Source organism: Faecalibacterium gallinarum, from assembly GCF_022180365.1.
GTDB classification, from domain to species: domain Bacteria; phylum Bacillota; class Clostridia; order Oscillospirales; family Ruminococcaceae; genus Faecalibacterium; species Faecalibacterium gallinarum.
In genome coordinates, this window is sequence record NZ_BQKV01000018.1 from 24,524 (window position 1) to 45,771 (window position 21,248).

Sequence of the window (21,248 nt, forward strand, 5' to 3'; positions counted from 1 at the left end):
GGATTCAAGGCCTCAGAGCGTCACTTTGTGGTAGACCTTTTTGCCCTTCTTGATGACCAGGCCCTGGGCCAGCTGCTGGGCGGTGTAGCTGGTGGTGGGGTCGGCCACCTTTTCGCCGTCCACCAGGACGCCGCCCTGGGTCACCAGACGGCGGGCCTCACCGTTGGAGGCGGCCAGGCCAGCCTTGACCATCAGGGTCAGGATGCCGATGCTGCCCTGGTTCAGGTCGGCCTCGGTCAGCTGGGTGGTGGGCATATGCTCGGTATCGGCGGCGCCGCTGAACAGAGCGCGGGCGGTGTTCTGAGCCTTTTCGGCTTCCTCCTTGCCGTGGACCATGCTGGTCAGCTCGTAGGCCAGGATCTCCTTGGCCTCGTTGAGCTTCTGATCCTTCCAGCTGCTCATCTCCTCGATCTGCTCCAGGGGCAGGAAGGTCAGCATCCGGATGCACTTCATGACATCGGCGTCATCCACGTTCCGCCAGTACTGGTAGAACTCGAAAGGGCTGGTCTTGTTGGGATCCAGCCAAACGGCGTTGCCGGCGGTCTTGCCCATCTTCTTGCCCTGGGAGTCGGTCAGCAGGGTGATGGTCATGGCGTAGGCATCCTTGCCCAGCTTGCGGCGGATCAGCTCGGTGCCGCCCAGCATATTGCTCCACTGGTCGTCGCCGCCAAACTGCATGTTGCAGCCGTAGTGCTGGAACATGTAGTAGAAGTCGTAGCTCTGCATGATCATGTAGTTGAACTCGAGGAAGGACAGGCCCTTCTCCATCCGCTGCTTGTAGCACTCGGCACGGAGCATGTTGTTGACCGAGAAGCAGGCGCCCACCTCACGCAGCAGTTCCACGTAGTTCAGGTTCAGCAGCCAGTCGGCGTTGTTCAGCATGATGGCCTTGCCCTCGCCGAAGTCGATGAACCGCTCCATCTGCTTCTTGAAGCAGGCGGCGTTGTGGGCGATATCCTCTTTGGTCAGCATCTTGCGCATATCGGTACGGCCGGAGGGGTCACCGATCATGGTGGTGCCGCCGCCAATCAGGGCGATGGGCTTGTTGCCCGCCATCTGAAGCCGCTTCATCAGGGTCAGGGCCATGAAGTGACCGGCGGTCAGGCTGTCCGCGGTGCAGTCAAAGCCGATGTAGAAGGTGGCTTTGCCCTCGTTGATCAGGTCGATGATCTCTTCATCGGTGATCTGGGCCACCAGGCCGCGGGCTTTGAGTTCGTCGTAGAGTTTCATCTTGTGTTTACCTCCCTTGGTTTGTGTGGGCAGAGGAAACAAAAACGCCCTCTGCCAATCGAATTGGCAGAGGGCGAGAAAATCGCGGTACCACCTCTGTTTGCCGGCCCCTCACGGGGACAGCCTCACGAGTGCGGGCCCCAGAAGTTAAGGGCTACACTCCTGCGTTTGTAACGCTCGCACGCGGCACAGCCTACTAGGGGCGGCACCCCATTCAGCCTACAGCTCCGGGAGGTATTTCGCCTGTGGTTCTGCACGCCCCTTTCACCAACCGGGGCCTCTCTGGGCAGAAAACCGACAGGGTACTTGTTCCCATCAACGCTTTTCTTCTGCGCGGACCAACCGCGCTTAGCTTATTATAGACACAAAAAAGACGATTGTCAAGCGGGAAAACTCCCCTGCTCTTTTTGGGCGGCGGCCAGGCCCAACATCTCCCGGGCGTTGGCCAGGGCCAGCTCGGTAACCCGATCCCCCGAAATCAAATGGGCCAGCGCATCCACCCGGCCCTCCTGGTCCAGCGGGTAAACCTCGGTATAGGTGCGGTCCCCTGTGACGTTTTTCTGGATCATCAGGTGACAGTCGGCCAGGGCCGCAATCTGGGCGGTATGGGTAATGCAGAGGATCTGATGGCTGGCGGCGCTCTGCCGCAGCACTGCCCCGATCTTGCCCGCCGCCTTGCCGGAGACGCCGCTGTCGATCTCGTCGTAGATGACGGTGGGCACAGCATCCCGGTCGGCCAGGGCGTTCTTGACCGCCAGGGTAATCCGGCTCAGCTCACCGCCGGAGGCAATCTTGGCCAGGGGTTTGGGGGCTTCGCCGGGGTTGGTGGAGATGAAAAACTCGATGGTGTCCTGTCCGTGACCGGCCAGCGGCCCCCGGGTGTGGTGGAGGGACATCCGCACCCCCGGCATATTCAGAAAATCAAGGGTATCCGAAATTCGGCGGTTGAGCTCCTCAAACGCCTTGAGGCGGGTCTGGGTCAGAACCTCGGCCCGCTCCCGGGCCAGATGATAGAGCCGCAGTTTCTCCGCCTGGAGCTGCTCCTGCTCTTCCTGGGAGGACTGGATCCGCTCCAGCTCGGCCCGGGCTTTCTCGCCAAAGGCCAGGATATCCTCCACCGTTCCGCCGTATTTGCGTTTGAGTTTATAGATCAGGTCCAGCCGCTGCTCGATCTCGTCCAGGGCCTCGTCGTTGCTCTCGTAATTTTCCAGCCGGCCCACCAGCTCCGCCGAGAGATCCTTGGCCATATAATAAAGATCCATCAGCTGGCCCGCCGGGCCGGCCAGACTTTCATCCAGCTGGGCGGCCGCGTCCACGGCGTTGGAGGCTTCGCCCAAAAGGTCCACCCCGCCCAGGGATTCATCCCCCCCGGAGAGGGCCCCATAGGCCTGGGCAATCCGCTCCCGGATGGCGGAGGCGTTGGCCAGCACCTTGCGGCGGGCGGTCAGCGTCTCCTCCTCGCCAGGGGTCAGGGCGGCCGCGTCAATCTCATCGGCCTGGTAGCTCAGAAGCTCAATCTTCCGCTGTTTTTCGTCCTCGTCGGTGATGAGGGCATCCATCGCACGTTTGACCCGGACCAGCTCCCGATAGACGGTGCGATAGTCCTGATAGGCTTTCTCGTTTTGGGCGTAGGCATCCAACAGCTCCTGATGGTTGGCCGGGTTTAACAGCCCCACCGAATCGTGCTGGCCGTTGATGTTGATCAGCCCGCCGCAGATCTCCCGCAATACCGAGGCGTTGGCGGGCATCCCGTTGATCCGGCAGCTGCTCTTGCCCTCCGCCGAGATCTCCCGGGTCAGCAGCAGCGCATCGCTCCGCTCATAACCGGCTTGTTCCAGCCGGTCCTGGACCGCGGCGGGGATGCCGTCAAAGGCGGCCCGAATCACCGCTTTGGATGCGCCGGTGCGCACCAGGTCCCGGGAGGTCCGGCTGCCCAAAATCGCGTTGATGGAGTCGATCAGGATGGATTTGCCCGCACCTGTCTCGCCCGTCAGGACGTTCAGCCCTTTTTCAAAGTGCACCTCGGCCTTCTGGATCACGGCCACATTTTCGATTTGCAGGCTGGTCAGCATCTCAAACAATTTCCTCCCAACAAGAAAAATGGGCGCAGAGCGCCCTTATTTCTGCCCAATGTGATGGGCCAACTCGGTGCAGATGGTCTTGGCGTCCCGCTCCGAGCGAACAACGATCAGGAACGTGTCGTCTCCCGACAGGCTGCCCACCACGTTCTTCCACTGGAGCGAGTCGAACACCTGGCAGGCGGCGTTGGCCATGCCGGGATAGCACTTGACTAACACAATATGCCCGGCAAAATCCACCTTCAGCACCGACTCACGGAAGATGGTCTCAAACCGGCCCTGTGCCTTGGGGTCATAGCCCTCGTTGTGGCTGGACACATAGCGGTAGCCTTCCTCCGTGGCGGCCTTGACCAGGCACAGCTCACGAATATCCCGCGAGATGGTGGCCTGGGTCACCTCAAAGCCCTCCTGCAAAAGGTAGGCTTGCAGCTCCTCCTGGCGGCTGATGGGATGCTCCCGGATCAGCCGGAGAATGGCCTGCATCCGTTCGTTTCGGGTTTTTGCTCCGTCCTGTATTTTACGACTCATTCGAATCGCCCCCCTGCTTTTTCATATTTGTATGCGCCGCGGTTATCTACGGCTGCGCAGCTTCTTGTCGATCGCCTGGAACTGGTCGGCCTGGCTGAAGGTAATCAGTTGAACAATCTGGTCAGACAATCGGATCTGTGCGGTGGCTCCGGCCCGCAGCGGATAACCCGCCGCGCCGTCACAGCTGATGAAAACTTCATCGTCCGCCACCTGGCCCACACAGACCCCCAGCCTGCGCTCCTGGGCAAACACCATGGCAGGGGTGGCCAGACTATGCGGGCAGATGGGTGTCACCACAATGCCTTTGGTCTGAGAATCCAGGATCGGCCCCCCCGCTGCCAGCGAGTAGGCTGTGGAGCCGGTGGGGGTTGCCACAATCACCCCATCTCCCCGGAAATGCTCTACCAAAATATCGTCGCAGTAGATGCTGAAATCAATGGCCTGTTGCAGCCGGCCTTTGGTGACAACCACATCGTTGAGGGCGTGGCCCTCCCAGCCGTCGTCCCCCAGCACCCGGGCATAGAGCAGCATCCGGCTGTCCAGATCAAAATCCCCCCGGGCCACCGCGCTGAGCTTAGTTTCCATCTCGCCGATCTCACAGGTGGCCAGAAAACCACAGCGCCCCAGGTTGATCCCCAGAATGGGTTTACGATATTTGAGGGAGAGGTTTGCCTCGTGGAGAATGGTTCCGTCCCCGCCAATGGTCAGAATCACATCGGTTTGTTCAAGACATTTCTCCAGCGGCAGATACTGTACTCCCGCAATATTGCAGCTGGACCGGAGCGTCTCCTGCATCAGGACCCCGGCGCCATGGGTCAGCAGAATCTGCGCCGCCCGCAGAGCAACCTCCCCCGCAGAGGATTTGCCCGGGTTGGGCGCAATGTAAACAGTGATGGCCATAGATCCGGCAACACCTCCCCTCTACCCTTTCCATTCGCTTCTCAGCGGTCCAGGGTGGAGTGGCTGGCCGCCACCACCTGATCCACCTGGTCGTCCCCCAGCACGCGGGGCGCATCGCTTTTTTCCACAAACATCAGGTATTCGATATTGCCCTCCGGGCCTTTGACGGGGCTGAAATCCAGGCCCCGGACGGTGAAGCCGTTGGCGGCCGCATAGCCCATGGCATTGTGCAGCACCTCCCGATGGGTGGCGGGGTCCCGCACCACACCGTTTTTGCCGACCTTTTCCCGCCCGGCCTCAAACTGCGGTTTGACCAGGCAGACGCCCGCCGCAGTCTCGGTGGTAATCTGCTGTGCCACCGGGAAGATGTGGTGCAGCGAAATAAAGGAGACATCCACGCTGAAGAACTCAATGGGTTCGGCCAGCATATCCGGGGTGACGTTGCGGATGTTGGTCCGCTCCATGTTCACCACCCGCTCATCCGTCCGGAGGCTCCAGGCCAGCTGCCCATATCCCACATCCACGGCGTAAACCTTGACGGCTCCGTTCTGGAGCATGCAGTCGGTAAACCCGCCGGTGGAGGCGCCGATATCCATGCACACCTTGCCGGCCGGCGTCAGGGGGAACACCTGCATCGCCTTTTCCAGCTTGAGGCCGCCCCGGCTGACATAGCCAATGTCATGGCCGCGCACTTCCACCTTGGCGTCCTCTTTGATCATCTCGCCGGCTTTGTCCACCTTCTGCTCGTTCACAAACACAACGCCCGACATGATCATGGCTTTGGCCCGCTCCCGACTCTGGATCAGCCCATGCTGCACCAGATATTGATCCAATCGAATTTTCAAAACGGTTTCTCCTTTCCCGTATCCGGCTGCCTTTACAGCCGTTCCAGTGCGTCACGCACCGCCTGGGCCAGCTGTTCGGGAGCAAGGCCCAGAATCTCTTTCATTTCCGGCACAGTGGAATGGGTCAATTTGGTATTGTCTACCCCACAGTGGATAAACTGGCCCTTCCAGCCCCGCTGGCTGAGGGCAAAGGACAGATGTTCGCCAATGCCGCCCCGGGCCACACACTCTTCCGCCAGCAAAACAACGTCATACTGCGAGATTTTTTCCAAGAAATCGTCTGTAAAGGGATACAGCTTTACAAGCTTGAAGCCGTCACAGGGGAGGTTTTGCTCCGCCAGAATCCCGCAGGCGGCGAGCATATCCTCCACCTCATCGGCATAGCTGACCATCACAGCCTTTGCACCGGGGACGGAAACCAACCGGTCAAAGTCCCGGCCCGTACAGCCGTACTTGGCCAGGGCTTTGCTTTCGCCGCCCCGGGGGTAACGAATGGCCCGGGGGCCCTCCATCTTGGAATTCAGCAGCTGGTCCAGCCAGTAGCGGAGCTCGGCGTAGTTGGAAGGCGAATAGACCGGGATCCCGATTTGGCTGAGGAACGCCGGGTCATAGATGCCCTGGTGCGTCTCGCCGTCGGCGGGCACCAGCCCGGCACGGTCGATAGCAAAAACCACATTCTCCCCCAGCAGCGACACATCGTGGATGATCTGGTCGTAGGACCGCTGCAGGAAGGTGGAATAGATGGTCACCACCGGCAGCATCCCCTCGCTGGCCAGGCCCGCCGCAAAGGTGACGGCGTGCTGTTCCGCCATGCCCACATCAAAGAAGCGGTTGGGGCATTGGTGCTGGAAAAATTGCAGGCCGGTGCCGTACTTCATGGCCGCCGTGATGGCACAGATCCGGGGGTTTTTCTTTCCGGCTTCTGCCAGCGCTCTGCCGAATACCGTGGAGAAGGACTCGTGCGGTGCCATCTCGGGGTCCAGTATCCCGGTGGGATCGAAGGCCGACACGCCGTGAAATCCGCCGGGGTTGCGCTCGGCGGGCTGGTAGCCCTTGCCCTTGGTGGTGACCACATGGAGGAAAAGCGGACCCGAACGAATCCGGATGTTCTTCAAAGTCTGCTCCAGTTCCAACACTTTGTGGCCATCCACCGGGCCAATGTACTGGAACCCCATATCCTCAAACATGGTAGAATGGTACATCGCCCGTCGGACCAGCGCTTTGCTGGAGCTCAGCGCCTGGCGCAGAGGAGGCCCTACGGCGGGGATCGCCTTTAGGGTATCGCTCACATTGGAGATGACCTGGAGGTATTTGGGGTTGGTGCGCAGGCGGGTCAGATACCGGGCCAGAGTGCCCACATTTTTGGAGATGGACATCTTATTGTCGTTCAGGATGACAATCAGGTTATTGAGGGAACCAATGTTGTTCATCCCCTCGTAAACCATGCCGCCGGTAAATGCGCCGTCGCCAATGACCGCCACCACCTGGCCCGGCTCCCCTTTCAGCTTTTTGGCGCGGGCCATCCCGATCGCCAGAGAAAGGGCCGTATTGCCGTGGCCCGCGATAAAAGCGTCATGCTCGCTTTCCCGCGGGTTGGGAAAGCCGGAAATCCCGTTCAGCTGGCGCAGACCCGCGAACCCCGCTTTCCGGCCGGTGAGCAGTTTATGGGTATAGCACTGATGCCCTACGTCAAACACGATCTTATCCTGGGGCGTTTTCAGCACCCGGTGCAGCGCCACCGTCAGCTCCACCATACCCAGGTTAGAGGCCAGATGGCCCCCGGTATGGGCAACCGCTTCGATGAGGAATCCCCGGATCTCGGTGCAGAGCTGGATCACCTGCCGATCACTTAGATTTTTTAAATCCTCCGGCTGGGCGATACGGTCCAGCAGCGGTGTTCTCATACGATCTCCCCCATCCAGATATTCTTTCGGCACAGGACAGCCTTACACAAAGGTGGTGCTGATCGGGTACAGAAATCCAACCACCACCCCAACGCAGATGCCAGCCACCACCTGCAGCGGCGTATGGCCCACCATCTCTTTCAGGTGCATATTGCGCAGGAAAGGCGCGTTCTTTTCGCTGAACTCGATCCACATCTCGATCATATTGTTCAGTACTTTGGCCTGTTCACCGGTTTCGTGGCGCACGCCCATGGCATCGTGCATGGTGATAATGGCAATCACACACGCGATCGCAAAGACGGCGGAATGCACCCCGACGGTGCGGCCCGTGGCCACCACCATGGCGCAAACCGTTGCGCTGTGGGCGCTGGGCATACCGCCGTCCCCCCACATCCGCTCGAGCTGAAATTTCCGCATCAGGATCGCGTTGGTAATTGTCTTGAGTACCTGAGCGGTAAACCAGCCCAAAAGGGAAACTGTCAGGATTTCGTTCCAAGAGAGTATCTGCCGCAGCAGTTCCATCATTTCATCACCTTATCTTTTCTGTCATCCATGTAACCCGGAATCAGCTGCGGCGCTCCAGCAGAGCACCGGCCATCTCCACCAAAAAGGCAGACCGCGGGCCAAAAGCAGCTTTCAGCGCAGAACAGCAGTCCTCGTTGATCTGCCGGGCCAGGGCCATGGCCGGCTCTACCCCACAGAGGGTTACAAACGTCGTTTTTTCGTTCTCGGCATCGCTGCCCACCGGTTTGCCCAGCTGGGCGGCATCCCCGGTCACATCCAGTACGTCGTCCACGATCTGGAACACCAGCCCCAGGCCATAGGCGAACTGCTCAAGGGTGCGGCATTGGTCAGGGGTTGCGCAGGCGGCTGCGGCCCCCATCTGAACGGCTGCGTTGATGAGCGCACCGGTCTTGTTCCGGTGGATCAGCCGCAGCTGCTCTTCCGTGGGGTGGAGCGCCTCGTATTTCAGATCCAGTTCCTGGCCGTAGACCATCCCCCGGCTGCCGGCCCCGAGGCCCAAAGCCTGGGCCGCCCGCACACGGACAAGCGGATCGGCGGGAGCGTTGGCCACCGCTTCAAAGGCTTCGGTCAGGAGAACATCCCCCGCCAAAAGAGCCGTAGCCTCGCCGAACGCTTTGTGGCAGGACGGCCGACCCCGGCGCAGATCGTCGTCGTCCATACAGGGCAGATCGTCATGAATCAGGGAATAACAGTGGAGCATCTCCACCGCCGCAGCAAAAGCCTCTGCCGCGGCTCCATCGCCCCCCAGCATCTCGCAGACGCTGAGGACCAGAACCGCCCGGATCCGCTTGCCGCCGCCCAGCAGGCTATACCGCGCTGCACGGCAGACCTCCGACTCCTCGGGCAAATAGCGCTCGCAGGCACGTTCCAGCGCCTGCCGGGCCCGCCCGAGGTATTCTTCGTACTGCTGGTGATAATCCATCATGCTTCTGTCTCCTCCGGCTGTTCCGGCTCGCGGCCGGCAGCGCTCAGCTGCAGGTCGATCTCGTCCATCTGCAGCGCAGCTTTATCCAGGGCTGTACGGCAGTACTCCACCAGTTTGGCCGCCTCGGCATAGAGTTTGACCGAATCCGCCAGCGAGGTTTCCTCGCTCTGCATCCGGGCCAGAATCTCCTCCAGGCGGGTCATGCCTTCCTCAAAGGTTTTAGGCGCCTTCATTTGTTTCCTCCACTGACGTAATCACGCAGGCAGCTTTGTGGCGTGCTCCCCGCAGGGTAACGGTCTCGCCCGGGGTCAGCTGATCCACCGAGCGCACGGCGCCGTCCTCCCCCTGCAGGATCGCATAGCCCCGGGCCAGCACCTGATAAGGGCTCAGGGAATCGGCCAGGGCAGCCGCATGGCCCAGACGGCGCCCGCTTTCCCGCAAAGCAGCCCGTGCATCGGCGGGCAGACGGGCCTGGACAGCCGCCAAACGGGCACGTCCCTGCTCCAAAATACGGCGGGAAATGCCCTGTTCCAGCAAAACAGAACAGGTGTTGCATTTATTATAGCATACTTCCCGACACTTTTGCATAATTTCATAAATATTTTGATAAATTTCGTCCACCGAACGGCGGAGCGCCGCCCGGTCCGGGACCGCCAGCTCAGCCGCCGCCGATGGGGTGGGCGCCCGCAGATCCGCCACAAAGTCCAGAAGGGTATAATCGATCTCGTGGCCGATGGCGCTGATGAGGGGCGTTTTGCAGCGGTAAGCCGCCCGGGCGATCACCTCGGCGTTAAAGACCCACAGGTCTTCCCGGCTGCCGCCGCCCCGGGCCACCAGAATCACGTCCGCTTTTCCGGTCTGGTCCAGCCGGCGGATGGCGGCGGCGATTTCCCCGGCGGCCTCAAAGCCCTGGACATTCACCGGGCAGAGCAGCAGCCGGGCCAGGGGCCACCGCCGACCGATCACATTGCGGATGTCCTGCAAAGCGGCGCCGGTGCGGCTGGTGACAAGGCCAATGCACTGGGGGTAGGCCGGCAGCGGCTTTTTGTGGGCGGGGTCGAACAGCCCCTCCGCCTCCAGACGGGCCTTGAGCTGTTCAAACGCCAGCTGGGCCGCGCCGATGCCGTCCGGGAACATATCGTTTACGTAGATCTGGAACGCGCCGTCCCGCTCATACAGGGTAGCGCGGCAGCGCACCACCACCCGCATCCCCTCTTCGGGGCGGAACGCCAGCCGCCGGGCGTCCGAGCGGAACATCACCGCTTTGACGCTGGACTGCTCGTCCCGCAAAGAGAAATAGCAGTGGCCGCTGCGGGCGTTCTGGACGAAGTTTGCGATCTCGCCCCGCAGGGCCAGATCGAACAGAAAATCATCCCCGTCCAGCCGGGCTTTGACGTAGCGATTGAGGGCGGTAACGGTCAGGAGTTCAGCCATAAGCCCGCCTCCCGTGCCGCCAGAATCGACACCCCCATGGCGTTGTCGCTGGCATAGGCTGCGGGGACAAACATGACCCCCGGCAGCCGGCGCTGCACCCAATCCCGGATGATGACGCTGCTCATAACGCCGCCCGCGCAGACCACCGGCAGACCCGGGTAAAGGGCCTGGGCGGCTCTGGTCATCTTGACCAGAGTATCGGCGATGCAGAGCAGGCAGTATTTGCAAACGTAAGCGGGGCTTTTGCCCTGGGCCAGCAGGGCGTTGCACTGGTTTTCCAGCCCGGAGAGGCTGCACTCCATCCCCTTAACGCTGGATTTCGGTTTAACGGGCTCGTCGCAGCTGGCGGCCAGCTCCGAGACCATGGCCCCCGCCGGGAAGGCAAAGCCCAGTTTGACCCCCACCCGGTCCACGGCCTGGCCCGCGTAAAGGTCGCTGCTGGTGCCCAGAAGCTCGATCTGGCGCACCTGGTCGCAGAGCAAAAGATCGGTGGTGCCGCCCGAAACATGGAACAACAGCACCTTCTGGCCGAACAGTTCCGCCCCCCGGGCGGCGAACAGCGCTGCCGCCGCGTGGCCCTGCTGATGGGTGGTGTGGATCAGAGGAATCCCCCGCGCCAGGGCAAACGCCTGGGCCGCGCTGACCCCCGCCAGAAAGCAGGGCATATAACTGCCCTCCACGGGGCGGGGCTTCTGGGAAACACCCACCGCCGCGATTTGGGTGAGATCCGCCTCGGCGGCCAGCTCGGCCATCATTTCCGGCAGGGCCGCTGTATGGTGGAACAGCGCATCGCTTTGCCGCAGGCCCAGCTGCCCGTTTTTCACCGGCAAAAAGCGCTTTTTTGCACAAACAACCTCTCCGGCTGTATCAAATACTGCCAGAGAGGTTGCGTAGTTGCTGGTATCAATGCCCAGTGTATAACTCACAGCTGTACGGGCTCCATTTCCGATTCGCCGGCGTCCTCTGCGAGGCCAGCCTCCCGCGCGACGCTGCCCAGCAGGCCGTTGACAAACTGGTAGTCCTCTTCCGCGCCGTATTTCTTGGTCAGCTCCACGGCCTCGTTGATGGCGACGCCGGGCTTGTTCTCGCCGCCGAACAGCATCTCTGCGATGGCCAGCCGAAGCACCGTCACCGTCACCCGGGGCAGGCGGGAAATGGTCCAGCCGCGCAGATGAGCGCTGATCTGGTCATCCACCTCGGCCGAGTGCTCGTAGTAGGTGCGCAGCAGGTGAGCGCCAAAATCGTCCACCGGGCGCTCCTCGTCGCATTCGCGGTTGGCTTCCAGCGCCTCATGCAGGGGCACATCGCCGAACGTCTGCGAAAAAGCAAGCAGGAACGCATTTTCTCTGGCCTGGCGGCGGGGCAATAGATTCTCCATAATTTTCCTCTCACGACATCAAATCTCCCTGCGGGCAGCCCGCAGAGAGACGGATGTTTTCTTTTTGTATAATTTTTAAAATACAGGGATTATTCTTCCGGCTCTGCGGGCTCGCCGGTCTCGAGGCCGGCAATCACAATATTGACCCGGCTGACCGTGACGTTGGTCATGTTCTGCACAGCAGACTTGACGCTCTGGTGCACCTTTTCGGCCATGGTGGGGATCCGGGTGCCATACCGGACAATCAGCTCCAGGGTAATCTCGGCCGTGCCGTCCCGCATCTCCACCGTCACCGGCGGCTGAATGCTGGCCATCTCAAGCAGCTCTTTGACCGTTTTGCCCTGCTTGCCGTGGGAAACCTCGGCCACGCCCTCTACCTCCAGGGCAGCACAGCGCGCGATTTTGGCGATCACTTCCGTCGAGATCTGAAGGCTCCCGCCCATAAGGTCCATATTCTGCAAATCCATTCTACGGTCCTCCATCCGATCGGGCGGCATCCGCCCTTAATTTTACGGTTGCAGCGCGCCTGCGGCCCCGGGGCACGGCTCTGGGCCTGCCCCCTGCCCCGCGGGCAGAATGGCCGGACGCAATGTCTGCGTTGGATCTATTATAACATTCTTTTTGTATTTTCACAACACCTTACTTTACTTCTCATTTCACTTCCACCACAGTGATATTCTGGGCCGTAACATTGGTTTTACTCAGCACAATATCCCGAATTTGTGCCACCTGGGCCGCCGTGAGGGCCTGGCCCGAGGTCATTACCGTCAGGTCCGCGCGATTTTCCTGCAAAAAACAGAGGCAATCGGCAAAGCCTTTGGCCCGGATCAGGGTCTCGATCTCGTTTTCGGCGTTGATATCCTCAAGGCTCGCGGTCAGCTGGGCGGTATACTGGGCTTTTTCCTCCTCGCTGAGGGCGGTACCTTTCAGAGTTTTCTGGATGGTATCCAGGGCTTCATCGTGGGCTTTTTCCCGCTTGAGGCGGGCCTCGTCGAAGAACTGGCTGCCGGTGTCGTTGGCCACGCTCACCAGCTGGGCCTCGCCATAATTTTTGTTGGCGGCCGACATGGCCTCGGCCTCGGTCAAAAGGGCGTCGGTCACCTCGCCGGAGACGGTCACAGCCGAGGCGGCAGCCGTCACCGCGTCGGGGTCGGCGGTGATATCCGTCCGGGCGTACTGCCAGTTCAGGTAAACGGCCACGGCCAGGGCCGCCGCCAGGGTGATCGCCGTCGCACGGCGGGTATTCTTCGAGACATTTCGCATCGCTGTATCCTCCTTCAGTATCCAAACCATCCACGAAAACCGGGGTCACCGGCTGCGCTGCTCCACGCAGATCCGGTTGGCGGGCACGTCAAGCAGCGCCGAGATCAGCTCGGTGATCCGGGCCGCCACCCGCACATCTCCCCCGCCGTCGCAGACCACCGCCACCCCGCAGACCGCGGGGAAATACACCGTCTCTTCCAGGGCGGTGCCGTCCTCCAAGAGGACGTGGGTCTGCTGGCTCTGGGTCTGTCCCGATTGTGTATCCAGTGCATAGATGGTTTCCTCCCCGCTTTCCAATGTAATCATCACCGTGGCCTGGCCCGCGCCCTCGATCTCACCGATCAGCCCCGACAGCCGCTGTTCCAGCTGGGTTTGGTAGGCTGCGGCGTCCTGCCCGGAGGCCTCGGCCGGGGCGGCGGCACCTGTGCCGCTGGGCCAGATCTCGCTCAACAGGATGAGCAGCATGGCCAAAACCCCCAGCACCACCGCGGCCCCTGCGCTGCCGGGGCGGGACCTCCATTTCTCGAGCAGAGTGTTCCATTGCAGTTTCATCCTCCGCCCTCCTCTGCCACAAACTCCACCGATGCAAGCCCGAGACGGCTGCACAGCTCTGACGCAATCTCGGCCCGGGTATCCCCGGGGCAGTCGGGCGGCAGGGAGACCTGGGCCTCCACCGCCTCCACCCCCTGCCCGGTTTGAGCCAGGGTCAGCTGAAGAGAGGCCGGCCAGCCGGTTTGGGCCAGAATCTGGGCTTCCAGCTGGGTTTCCAGCTTCTGCTGGGCCTCCTGGACAATCAAATCCTCGGCTGAGCCGAAATCCGCCTGCTGGCGGCTTTGGGGCAGGGCAAGGTCCAGGCTTTGGGCCCGCAGCAGGGGCAGCGCATTGGAAATAGCTATTAGAATATATAACCCCGCCGCGGCTTTTATGCATTGTTTGCCCCGGGTATCCCCCACCAGCTGGGCCACCAGCTCGGCGCTGATGCAGGCAATGCAGAACACCGCCACCGCCGTTTTGATTTGCTGCATTGTTACCCACCTCCCATGGAGAGCATCAGCGCGGTACCCACCACCGCGACCCCAAAAAACAGAGCCGTCGCCGCCGCCAGACCCCGCACCGCCTCCCGCAGACAGTCGAACAGGGCGGCGCACCGCCCCACCCCTGCCGCCCGGCAGATCAGCCCGCAGCCGGCCAATAACAGGCTATGAAGCATCAGGGTCAGATAGAGGGGCAAAAACTCCACCGCCAGGATGGCCATGGCCGCAAAGCCCAGCCCGCCCTTGAGCAGCTGGACGCCAGCCAAGACCGTCTGGGCCGCGTCGTTGAGGCTCTGGCCGATCACCGGCACCGTGCCGGTGAGGAGCCGCCCCGCCTGCACCGAGACATCGTCCAGCCGGGCGGTAAAGACCCGCTGGAGCCCCAGCACCGCCCCAAAGGCCCGGCCCGCCCAGCCCAGCATCCGGCGGAGCAGCTGGCCCGCCGCCCGGCAGGCCGAGGCCAGCGGCAGCTCGGCGCTGATGCAGCAGGAGACGCTGAGGGCCAAGTAACTGTGCAGCAGCGGGGGCAGCCCCACGCTCAACAGCTGGGCCAGGAGACAGAGCCCCGTAAGAAACAAGCCATTGGCGGCGGCTGCGGCGGCGGGCTCCCCGCCCAGGGTCAGAACCCCGGAATAGACCGGGACAAACCCCAAGAGAAAGGTGCGCCAGCTCTCCAGCCGCTGGCATACCTCTTCGGCCAGCTCCACCAGCCGTGCCCAGGCCAGCAGACCGCAGCCCCCCGCGGCCGCCAGATCCAGCAGACCGTTTTTGCCGTTCTCCACAAAGAAGGACAAAAGGATCACCGCCAGAAGGAAGGACAGAATCTGCGCATAGTCCCGGGCCGCCGACCGGACCGCTCCGCCCAAGCCTTCCGGGAGGAAACTCTGGAGGGTTTCCAGAGGGTTATGTACAAACTCCTCCAGCTGGGCGGGGCTTTCCTCCAGATAGCTTTGCCACTGTTCCCGGCCGGGCAGGTTGTCCAGGTTGGGCGCGGCCTCCTGAGCGGCGGCAGCCGGGGCCCAGACCACCAGCGCCGCGCACACCGCCCCCGCCGCCAACACGCGGGCGGCCCGGCGCAGGACCTTTAACCGGTGAGCTCCCATATCAATCCGCACACCTCCTCCAGCAGCGGCCAGATGGCCGCCAGCATCAGCACCCGGCCCGCAAGGCTTGTACACCAGGCCAGGGACTCGGCCCCCGCCTCGTCGCAGAGGGTGCGGGCGTAGTCGGTCAAAAGCAGGATCCCCGCACAGCGCAAAAGGCACCCGAAAGCCTGTCCGTCCACCTGTCCCGCCAGGGCTGCGATGCCCTCCACCACCCCCTGAAGGACCAGCACCAGCCGGACCAGAACAAACACCCCCGCCGCCAGAGAGAACAAAAGCCCAAAGGCAGGGGAAACTTTGCTCAAAAGCCCATAGACCAGGGCCGCCAGCACCGCCAGGCCCAACGTCGGCAGAAGCTCGTTCATAACGCAAAGAGGGACTTGATGGTGACAAACAGGGTGCTGATCTGCTGCACCAGCATGGAGAGCACCACCACCAGCCCCGCCAGGGTCGTCATCATGGCCTGATCCTCCCGGCCCGAACGGATCAGCAGCTGGTTGAGCACCGCCACAATGATGCCGATGGCTGCAATTTTAAAGACGAGATCAATTTCCAATCCGGTCATCTCCTTTGATCGCTTCTTCTTCAGAGCACCAAGAGTGCCAACATTCCCCCCACCGCCAGTCCCAGTTTCTGGTCAAGGCCCGCAGATTCGGCCTGCTTTTGGGCCTGCTGCAAAAAACTCTCGAACCGGCTCCGGTAGTATGCAAGCCGGGCGCACTCCTGCTCGGCGGTGGCCCGGCCCAGGCCGGACATACATTCAAAAAAACAGGCTTTTTGCTCCGGTTCCAGCAGATCGGGGGCTTTTATTTGCTGCAAAGTAGATATACTTTGCAGATATTTTTCCATCGGTTTACCGGCATTTTCCGCCCGCAATGCCCCCAGCAGGCGGCCCAGGTCGGCGTGGCGGTATCCGATCTCCTGTTCCAGCCGACCCAGCAGTTCAATCACCTCTTCCAGCATCCGGCAGCGGTTGATCTGCTTCTGGCGGCGGGCCGTACCGGCGCACCACCCCCCCGCCGCCAGAAGAATGGCAGCCGCCAAACGCAGAGAACTCATATCCAGCGCACCTCTTTGACCCGGCCGGGGCTCTGCCGCCCTTCCAGCAGCACCAGCACCCGGAGCATCCGGCGAAGGGTGAGCCGCTCCACCTGAGGGCGATGGGCCGCCTCCTCCAGGGTAGAGGCGTGGAGGCTGGCCACAAAGTTCACCCCGCCGTAAAAGCCCTGTTCCAGCTGTTCCACCTCTTCCATCCCGCCCAGCTCATCCAGCAGAATCACATGGGGCGAGAGGGTGCGCAGGGCCATCTGGAGGGCGCGGCCCTTGGGCAGGCCGGCGATCACATCCAGCGCCTCGCCCCCGGCGGGGCCGCCCTCGGGCCAGACCTCCTGCCGCTCGTCCACCACGGTAACCGTCCGGCCCTGGCCCGCCAGAAAGGCGGCGGCGCTCCGCAAAAGGGTGGTTTTGCCGCTGTCCGGCTCCCCCACCAGCAGCATCCCGATGAAGTGACCTTCCAGCGCCCGGCAGAGCTCGGGCGGCAGGGCGGCGGCTTTCCGCCGGGCGACCCGCAGATTCAGGGAGCGGACGGTCTGCACCACCACCCCCTGTTGCGGGTGGACGAAATATTGGCCGCCCACGCCCACCCGGTGGCCCCCCGGCAGGGTCAGATACCCTTGGGCCAGCTCGGCCTGGTGAGTGTGGACCGACCCGCCGCAGAGAGAGTAGAAAATCTCCTCCATCTGAGGGGGCGTGAGAACACAGCTCCTTAGAAAATGAGGGCAGCCGGAAATCTGGGCCGCCGGGCAGGGCATCCCCCCGATGGTAAAACTCAGGGAACAGCCCTCCCGCAGCCGCAGCTCATGGATCTGTTCCGCTACCGCCGGAGGCATCCGGCCCAGAGGCTCGGCCAGCCAGTCCGGCAGCGATTGGACCGCCTGATAATACTCGTCCAACTTCCCCGCTCCTTTCCCACAGCGCCCGGCCTGGGCCGGGTTTGCTAGTAGTGTATGCGCCCCGCCCCGGTTTAGAACCGCCTGTCCCAGCCAAACGGGCGCAAAAAAAGAGGACGCCTCTCAGCGTCCTCATGGAACCGTGAAAATTATCCTTTGAACTGCGATCGGCAAAGGCCGAATCAGGTTTCCTGCGCCGCCCAGCCCCGCTGGATATCGGCCCAGGCCTCGTCGTCGATCTCCTCGTCCCGGAAGAGTTTCCGCTTGTCGGCGTCGGTGATCTTGCGGATCACCCGGCAGGGGTTCCCCGCCGCGATGCACCAGTCCGGGAGATCTTTGGTCACAACGCTCCCCGCGCCGATGACCACATTGCTCCCCACACGGACCCCGGGGCAGAGGACGGTGTTCCCGCCAATCCAGACGTTATCCCCGATGGTCACCGGTTTGCCGTACTCGTACTGGGAGTTCCGGGTGGCGGGGTGGATGGGGTGCCCCGCCGTGTAGATCGCCACGTTGGGGGCCATCTGGCAGTTGTCCCCGATCTTCACCTTGGCTACATCCAGGATGGTGCAGTTGTAGTTGGCGAAAAAGTTTTTGCCCACCTCAATGTTCTTGCCGTAATCGCAATAAAAAGGCGGATTGATGAACGCCCCCTCCGATTTGCCCAGGAGCTCTTTCACCACCGCGGCGATCCCCTCGAAATCGGAGCGGTCCATAAAGTTGAGTTTTTGAAGGATTCTCCGGCTCACCGCCTGCTCCTCCATGACGGAAGCATCGGACTGATAGGCCAGACCGGCGTCCCGCCGTTCTTTCATCGTCATCATCGGCAAATGCCCTCCCTGTGTCGCGTTTGGATTTCCGGCCCCGGCATGCTGCCGGGAAATTTACACCGTTCATTATAGCACATTTGCCCGCCCGATGCACCGCATCCGGCGCATTTATGTACAGCAGCCCGAAGGCTGCGGGGCGTCCCGCCCGTCTCTCCCCATTTAAGCGATGCCTTCGGCTGTTTCCAGCATGGTCTCGGCGAAGATGCCATAGCCCCGAGTGGGATCGTTGACCAGAACATGGGTCACCGCCCCTACCAAACGGCCGTTCTGGATGATGGGGCTGCCGCTCATCCCCTGCACAATGCCCCCTGTCTGGGCCAGCAGCTCCGGGTCGGTCACCCGGATCACCATATTCCGCACCGGGTCGGCGTCCGAAATTTTCTCGATCTGGACGGTGTAGGCGTGGGTGGTCTCACCGGAGATGGTGGTCCAGATTTCGGCCTCCCCTTCCTCCACCTCCTGGGCAAAGGCCACCTCCATGGAGGTACCCGCAAAGGAGGTTCGGGTGGTGCCGTAAACGCCATTGGAACCGTTGATGCAGATGGTGCCTATGGCATGGGCGCTGACAAACTGCCCTTTCAGCTCTCCCGGGCTGCCGGCAGTCCCGGCGGTACAGCCCACAATCTCACAGGGGACGATCTCGCCGCTGCGCAGGGCGATGCTCTGGCCGGTATCCCCGTCGCTGATGGAGTGGCCCAGCCCGGCGAAGATGCCGTTTTCCGCATCCACAAAGGTCAGGGTACCCACCCCGGCGGAGGAGTCCCGCACCCACATGCCGGCACGCCATTCGCCGGCGTTCTCATCCCAAAGAGGGGTCAGGGTGGTTTCCAGCTGGCGGCCGTCCCGCACATAGACCACGGTGACGGGGTGTCCGCCCGCAGCTTCCAGAGCGGCTTTGACGGCGTCGTTGTTATCCGTCTGGGTGTCTCCGATGCAGATTACCCGGTCGCCCATGTGCAGCCCCGCCTCTTTGGCCGGGTTGGCGGTGCCGCCGCTGGAGGTGGAGAGATCTGAGAACCCCACAATCAGCGCCCCTTCGGAGAACATCTTGACCCCAAAGGGGGTGCCGCAGACGGTGACCGTCATCCGCGGGGTAACCACCGCCCGGATGGTTTTGATGGGCAGGATTCCGCCCAGGGACAAGGTGGCCTGATAGGTGCCCACCGCGCGGGTGCTGGCCACATTCTGGCTGCCCCAGGCGCCCAGGGGTTCGATATATTCAAACCGGGCCAGCTGCAGCGGCTGCCCCGGTTCCAGACATACATTTTCCGGCAAGCTGCTGTAAAGCCACCCCAGAGCCGCAAGGGCTGCCGTAGCGGTATACGCAGCACAGAGCCCCAGCGCCCGCCCCCATGGACGGGCGGGTCTCCGGCGATTCTTGTTCACAAGGCATCCTCCCCTTTTTCGTCAGTTGCCCTGCTAGTATGCGCCGGAATCAAACAAATTATTTAAGCCCGCCCGAACACCGCCACCCGAACACCGCCATCCGAAACCGCCCGAAAATGGAGCGAACACGCCGCGCCCATGCGCTTTATTTTCAAAAGCAAACGAAAAGGCAGGGCCTCCGAAGAGACCCTGCCCTGTACAGATTCGTTTAAAAGGGAGCTGCGGCTTAGTACATGCCGCCCATGCCCATATCACCGCCAGCGGGAGCAGCGGGAGCCGGGGGTTCCGGCAGATCGGCCACCAGGCTCTCGGTGGTCAGAACCATCTCAGCCACAGAAGCGGCGTTCTCCAGAGCGGAACGGGTGACCTTGGTGGGGTCAACGATGCCTGCGGCGATCATATCCTCCACATAGACCTCGTTCTGGGCATCGAAGCCGTAGTTGGGCTTGTTGGCAGAGACGATCTTGTCGATGATGACGCTGCCCTCCAGGCCGGCGTTCTTGGCGATCTGGCGCAGAGGAGCCTCCAGAGCCTTCAGGACGATCTTGGCGCCGGTGCGCTCGTCACCCTCCAGGGTGTCGCAGAGCGCGCGGACAGCGGGGATGGCGTTGATGGGAGCGGTGCCGCCGCCGGCAACAACGCCCTCCTGAACGGCTGCCTTGGTAGCGTTCAGAGCGTCCTCGATGCGGAGCTTCTTGTCCTTCATCTCGACCTCGGTGGCAGCGCCGACCTTGATGACAGCCACGCCGCCGGCCAGCTTGGCCAGACGCTCCTGCAGCTTCTCGCGGTCGAAGTCGCTGGTGGCAACCTCGATCTGGTTGCGGATCTGGCCCACACGGGCGCTGATGGCGTCCTTGTCGCCGAAGCCGCCCACGATGGTGGTGGTCTCCTTGGTGACCTTGACCTGGCGGGCATGGCCCAGCATATTGATGGTGGCATCCTTCAGCTCATAGCCCAGGTCAGAAGAGATGACCTGGCCGCCGGTCAGGATGGCGATATCCTGGAGCATCTCCTTGCGGCGGTCGCCGAAGCCGGGAGCCTTGACAGCCACCACGGTGAAGGTGCCGCGCAGACGGTTGACGATCAGGGTGGACAGAGCCTCGCCCTCGATGTCCTCGGCGATGATCAGCAGCTTCATGCCGTTCTGGACCACCTGCTCCAGCAGAGGCAGCAGGTCCTGGATGACGCTGATCTTCTTATCGGTGATGAGGACGGCGGCGTCGTCCAGGACGGCCTCCATCTTCTCGGTATCGGTGACCATATAGGGGGTCAGGTAGCCGCGGTCAAACTGCATGCCCTCGACGATCTCATTGTAGGTCTCGGCGGTGGTCTTGTTCTCCTCGATGGTGATGACGCCGTCGGAGGTAACCTTCTCCATAGCCTCGGCAATCAGGCGGCCGATCTCGGGATCACCGGCAGAAATAGTGCCGACCCGGGCGATGTCGTTGGAGTCCTTGACCTTCTGGCTGTTGGCCTTGATGGCCTCCACAGCGGCGGCCACGGCCTTGCTCATGCCGCGGCGGATGTCCATGGGGTTGGCGCCGGCGGTGACGTTCTTCATACCCTCGGTGACCATGGCCTGGGCCAGGACGGTGGCGGTGGTGGTGCCGTCGCCTGCGGCGTCGTTGGTCTTGGTAGCGACCTCACGCACCAGCTGGGCGCCCATGTTCTCGAACTCGTCCTTGAGCTCGATCTCCTTGGCGATGGTCACACCGTCGTTGGTGATGACCGGGGCGCCGAACTTCTTGGACAGCACCACATTGCGGCCCTTGGGGCCCAGGGTGATCTTGACGGTATCGGCCAGAGCGTCGATACCAGCGCAGAGAGCCTTGCGGGCGTCCTCGCCCTTCTTAATCTGTTTAGCCATAAAGCATCGCTCCTTCTATCAAACTGTCAAACGGTAAAATCTCTCATTTTGCGGCAATCGCAGAGGGGA

At 62.1% G+C, this 21,248-nt stretch carries 24 protein-coding genes and 1 other annotated feature; all 24 genes read right to left on the bottom strand.

Annotation, left to right across the window (positions count from 1 at the left end):
• Positions 1 to 12 precede the first annotated feature (12 nt).
• The 24 genes from tyrS to groL all read right to left on the bottom strand — a co-directional run bounded on the left by tyrS (position 13) and on the right by groL (position 21,179).
• On the bottom strand, positions 13 to 1,230 hold the full coding sequence (gene tyrS, locus JCM17207_RS01935) for a tyrosine--tRNA ligase (protein WP_238315921.1): 1,218 nt from the start codon (positions 1,228 to 1,230) through the stop codon (positions 13 to 15).
• A 66-nt stretch (positions 1,231 to 1,296) separates the two neighbouring features.
• Positions 1,297 to 1,558, bottom strand: a binding site (T-box leader).
• 52 nt (positions 1,559 to 1,610) lie between these two features.
• A complete protein-coding gene (gene recN / locus JCM17207_RS01940) occupies positions 1,611 to 3,302 on the bottom strand; it encodes a DNA repair protein RecN (RefSeq protein WP_238315922.1) in 1,692 nt (563 codons plus the stop codon).
• A 45-nt stretch (positions 3,303 to 3,347) separates the two neighbouring features.
• A complete protein-coding gene (locus tag JCM17207_RS01945) occupies positions 3,348 to 3,836 on the bottom strand; it encodes an arginine repressor (protein WP_238315923.1) in 489 nt (162 codons plus the stop codon).
• 42 nt (positions 3,837 to 3,878) lie between these two features.
• Positions 3,879 to 4,736, bottom strand: coding sequence for an NAD(+)/NADH kinase (locus JCM17207_RS01950; protein ID WP_238315924.1), 858 nt, complete (start codon positions 4,734 to 4,736; stop codon positions 3,879 to 3,881).
• A 41-nt stretch (positions 4,737 to 4,777) separates the two neighbouring features.
• A complete protein-coding gene (locus JCM17207_RS01955; protein ID WP_238315925.1) occupies positions 4,778 to 5,581 on the bottom strand; it encodes a TlyA family RNA methyltransferase in 804 nt (267 codons plus the stop codon).
• 32 nt (positions 5,582 to 5,613) lie between these two features.
• Positions 5,614 to 7,485 (bottom strand): 1-deoxy-D-xylulose-5-phosphate synthase, encoded by a 1,872-nt coding sequence (dxs, locus tag JCM17207_RS01960; protein WP_238315926.1) that lies wholly within the window; start codon positions 7,483 to 7,485, stop codon positions 5,614 to 5,616.
• A 42-nt stretch (positions 7,486 to 7,527) separates the two neighbouring features.
• Positions 7,528 to 8,007, bottom strand: coding sequence for a divergent PAP2 family protein (locus tag JCM17207_RS01965; RefSeq protein ID WP_238316051.1), 480 nt, complete (start codon positions 8,005 to 8,007; stop codon positions 7,528 to 7,530).
• A 43-nt stretch (positions 8,008 to 8,050) separates the two neighbouring features.
• The gene (locus JCM17207_RS01970) at positions 8,051 to 8,932 is read right to left on the bottom strand and encodes a polyprenyl synthetase family protein (protein WP_238316053.1); all 882 of its coding nucleotides are present in this window, start codon (positions 8,930 to 8,932) and stop codon (positions 8,051 to 8,053) included.
• Entirely contained in the window at positions 8,932 to 9,168 is a 237-nt protein-coding gene (gene xseB / locus JCM17207_RS01975) for an exodeoxyribonuclease VII small subunit (RefSeq protein WP_238315927.1), read from the bottom strand. The genes JCM17207_RS01970 and xseB overlap by 1 nt, the downstream gene beginning before the upstream one ends.
• Positions 9,155 to 10,369, bottom strand: coding sequence for an exodeoxyribonuclease VII large subunit (xseA, locus tag JCM17207_RS01980; RefSeq protein WP_238315928.1), 1,215 nt, complete (start codon positions 10,367 to 10,369; stop codon positions 9,155 to 9,157). The genes xseB and xseA overlap by 14 nt, the downstream gene beginning before the upstream one ends.
• Positions 10,354 to 11,295 (bottom strand): tRNA (adenosine(37)-N6)-threonylcarbamoyltransferase complex transferase subunit TsaD, encoded by a 942-nt coding sequence (locus tag JCM17207_RS01985; RefSeq protein ID WP_238315929.1) that lies wholly within the window; start codon positions 11,293 to 11,295, stop codon positions 10,354 to 10,356. Before JCM17207_RS01985 ends, xseA begins: the two co-directional genes overlap by 16 nt.
• Positions 11,292 to 11,747, bottom strand: a complete 456-nt coding sequence (gene nusB / locus JCM17207_RS01990) for a transcription antitermination factor NusB (RefSeq protein WP_238315930.1) — start codon at positions 11,745 to 11,747, stop codon at positions 11,292 to 11,294. Before nusB ends, JCM17207_RS01985 begins: the two co-directional genes overlap by 4 nt.
• 89 nt (positions 11,748 to 11,836) lie before the next feature.
• Positions 11,837 to 12,214: an Asp23/Gls24 family envelope stress response protein gene (locus JCM17207_RS01995; RefSeq protein WP_309295400.1), complete on the bottom strand. Its 378-nt coding sequence runs from the start codon at positions 12,212 to 12,214 to the stop codon at positions 11,837 to 11,839.
• 184 nt (positions 12,215 to 12,398) lie between these two features.
• Positions 12,399 to 13,010: a SpoIIIAH-like family protein gene (locus tag JCM17207_RS02000; protein ID WP_238315932.1), complete on the bottom strand. Its 612-nt coding sequence runs from the start codon at positions 13,008 to 13,010 to the stop codon at positions 12,399 to 12,401.
• Between the two features lie 45 nt (positions 13,011 to 13,055).
• Positions 13,056 to 13,562: a SpoIIIAG-related protein gene (locus JCM17207_RS02005; protein ID WP_238315933.1), complete on the bottom strand. Its 507-nt coding sequence runs from the start codon at positions 13,560 to 13,562 to the stop codon at positions 13,056 to 13,058.
• Positions 13,559 to 14,035, bottom strand: a complete 477-nt coding sequence (locus JCM17207_RS02010; protein WP_238315934.1) for a hypothetical protein — start codon at positions 14,033 to 14,035, stop codon at positions 13,559 to 13,561. The genes JCM17207_RS02005 and JCM17207_RS02010 overlap by 4 nt, the downstream gene beginning before the upstream one ends.
• A gap of 2 nt (positions 14,036 to 14,037) precedes the next feature.
• Entirely contained in the window at positions 14,038 to 15,147 is a 1,110-nt protein-coding gene (locus JCM17207_RS02015) for a stage III sporulation protein AE (protein ID WP_238315935.1), read from the bottom strand.
• Positions 15,129 to 15,512 carry a SpoIIIAC/SpoIIIAD family protein gene (locus JCM17207_RS02020; RefSeq protein ID WP_238315936.1) on the bottom strand — a complete coding sequence of 128 codons (384 nt, stop codon included), beginning with the start codon at positions 15,510 to 15,512 and terminating at the stop codon, positions 15,129 to 15,131. The genes JCM17207_RS02015 and JCM17207_RS02020 overlap by 19 nt, the downstream gene beginning before the upstream one ends.
• Complete coding sequence (spoIIIAC, locus tag JCM17207_RS02025) at positions 15,509 to 15,703, bottom strand: stage III sporulation protein AC (RefSeq protein ID WP_238315937.1); 195 nt, start codon at positions 15,701 to 15,703, stop codon at positions 15,509 to 15,511. The genes JCM17207_RS02020 and spoIIIAC overlap by 4 nt, the downstream gene beginning before the upstream one ends.
• A 29-nt stretch (positions 15,704 to 15,732) precedes the next feature.
• Complete coding sequence (spoIIIAB, locus tag JCM17207_RS02030) at positions 15,733 to 16,206, bottom strand: stage III sporulation protein SpoIIIAB (RefSeq protein ID WP_238315938.1); 474 nt, start codon at positions 16,204 to 16,206, stop codon at positions 15,733 to 15,735.
• Positions 16,203 to 17,099: an AAA ATPase domain-containing protein gene (locus tag JCM17207_RS02035; RefSeq protein ID WP_238315939.1), complete on the bottom strand. Its 897-nt coding sequence runs from the start codon at positions 17,097 to 17,099 to the stop codon at positions 16,203 to 16,205. The genes spoIIIAB and JCM17207_RS02035 overlap by 4 nt, the downstream gene beginning before the upstream one ends.
• A gap of 179 nt (positions 17,100 to 17,278) precedes the next feature.
• Positions 17,279 to 17,917 carry a sugar O-acetyltransferase gene (locus JCM17207_RS02040; RefSeq protein WP_238316055.1) on the bottom strand — a complete coding sequence of 213 codons (639 nt, stop codon included), beginning with the start codon at positions 17,915 to 17,917 and terminating at the stop codon, positions 17,279 to 17,281.
• Between the two features lie 168 nt (positions 17,918 to 18,085).
• Complete coding sequence (gene spoIVB, locus JCM17207_RS02045; protein ID WP_238315940.1) at positions 18,086 to 19,312, bottom strand: SpoIVB peptidase; 1,227 nt, start codon at positions 19,310 to 19,312, stop codon at positions 18,086 to 18,088.
• Positions 19,313 to 19,538: 226 nt separating this feature from the next.
• Complete coding sequence (gene groL, locus JCM17207_RS02050; RefSeq protein ID WP_238315941.1) at positions 19,539 to 21,179, bottom strand: chaperonin GroEL; 1,641 nt, start codon at positions 21,177 to 21,179, stop codon at positions 19,539 to 19,541.
• Between the last annotated feature and the right edge of the window lie 69 nt (positions 21,180 to 21,248).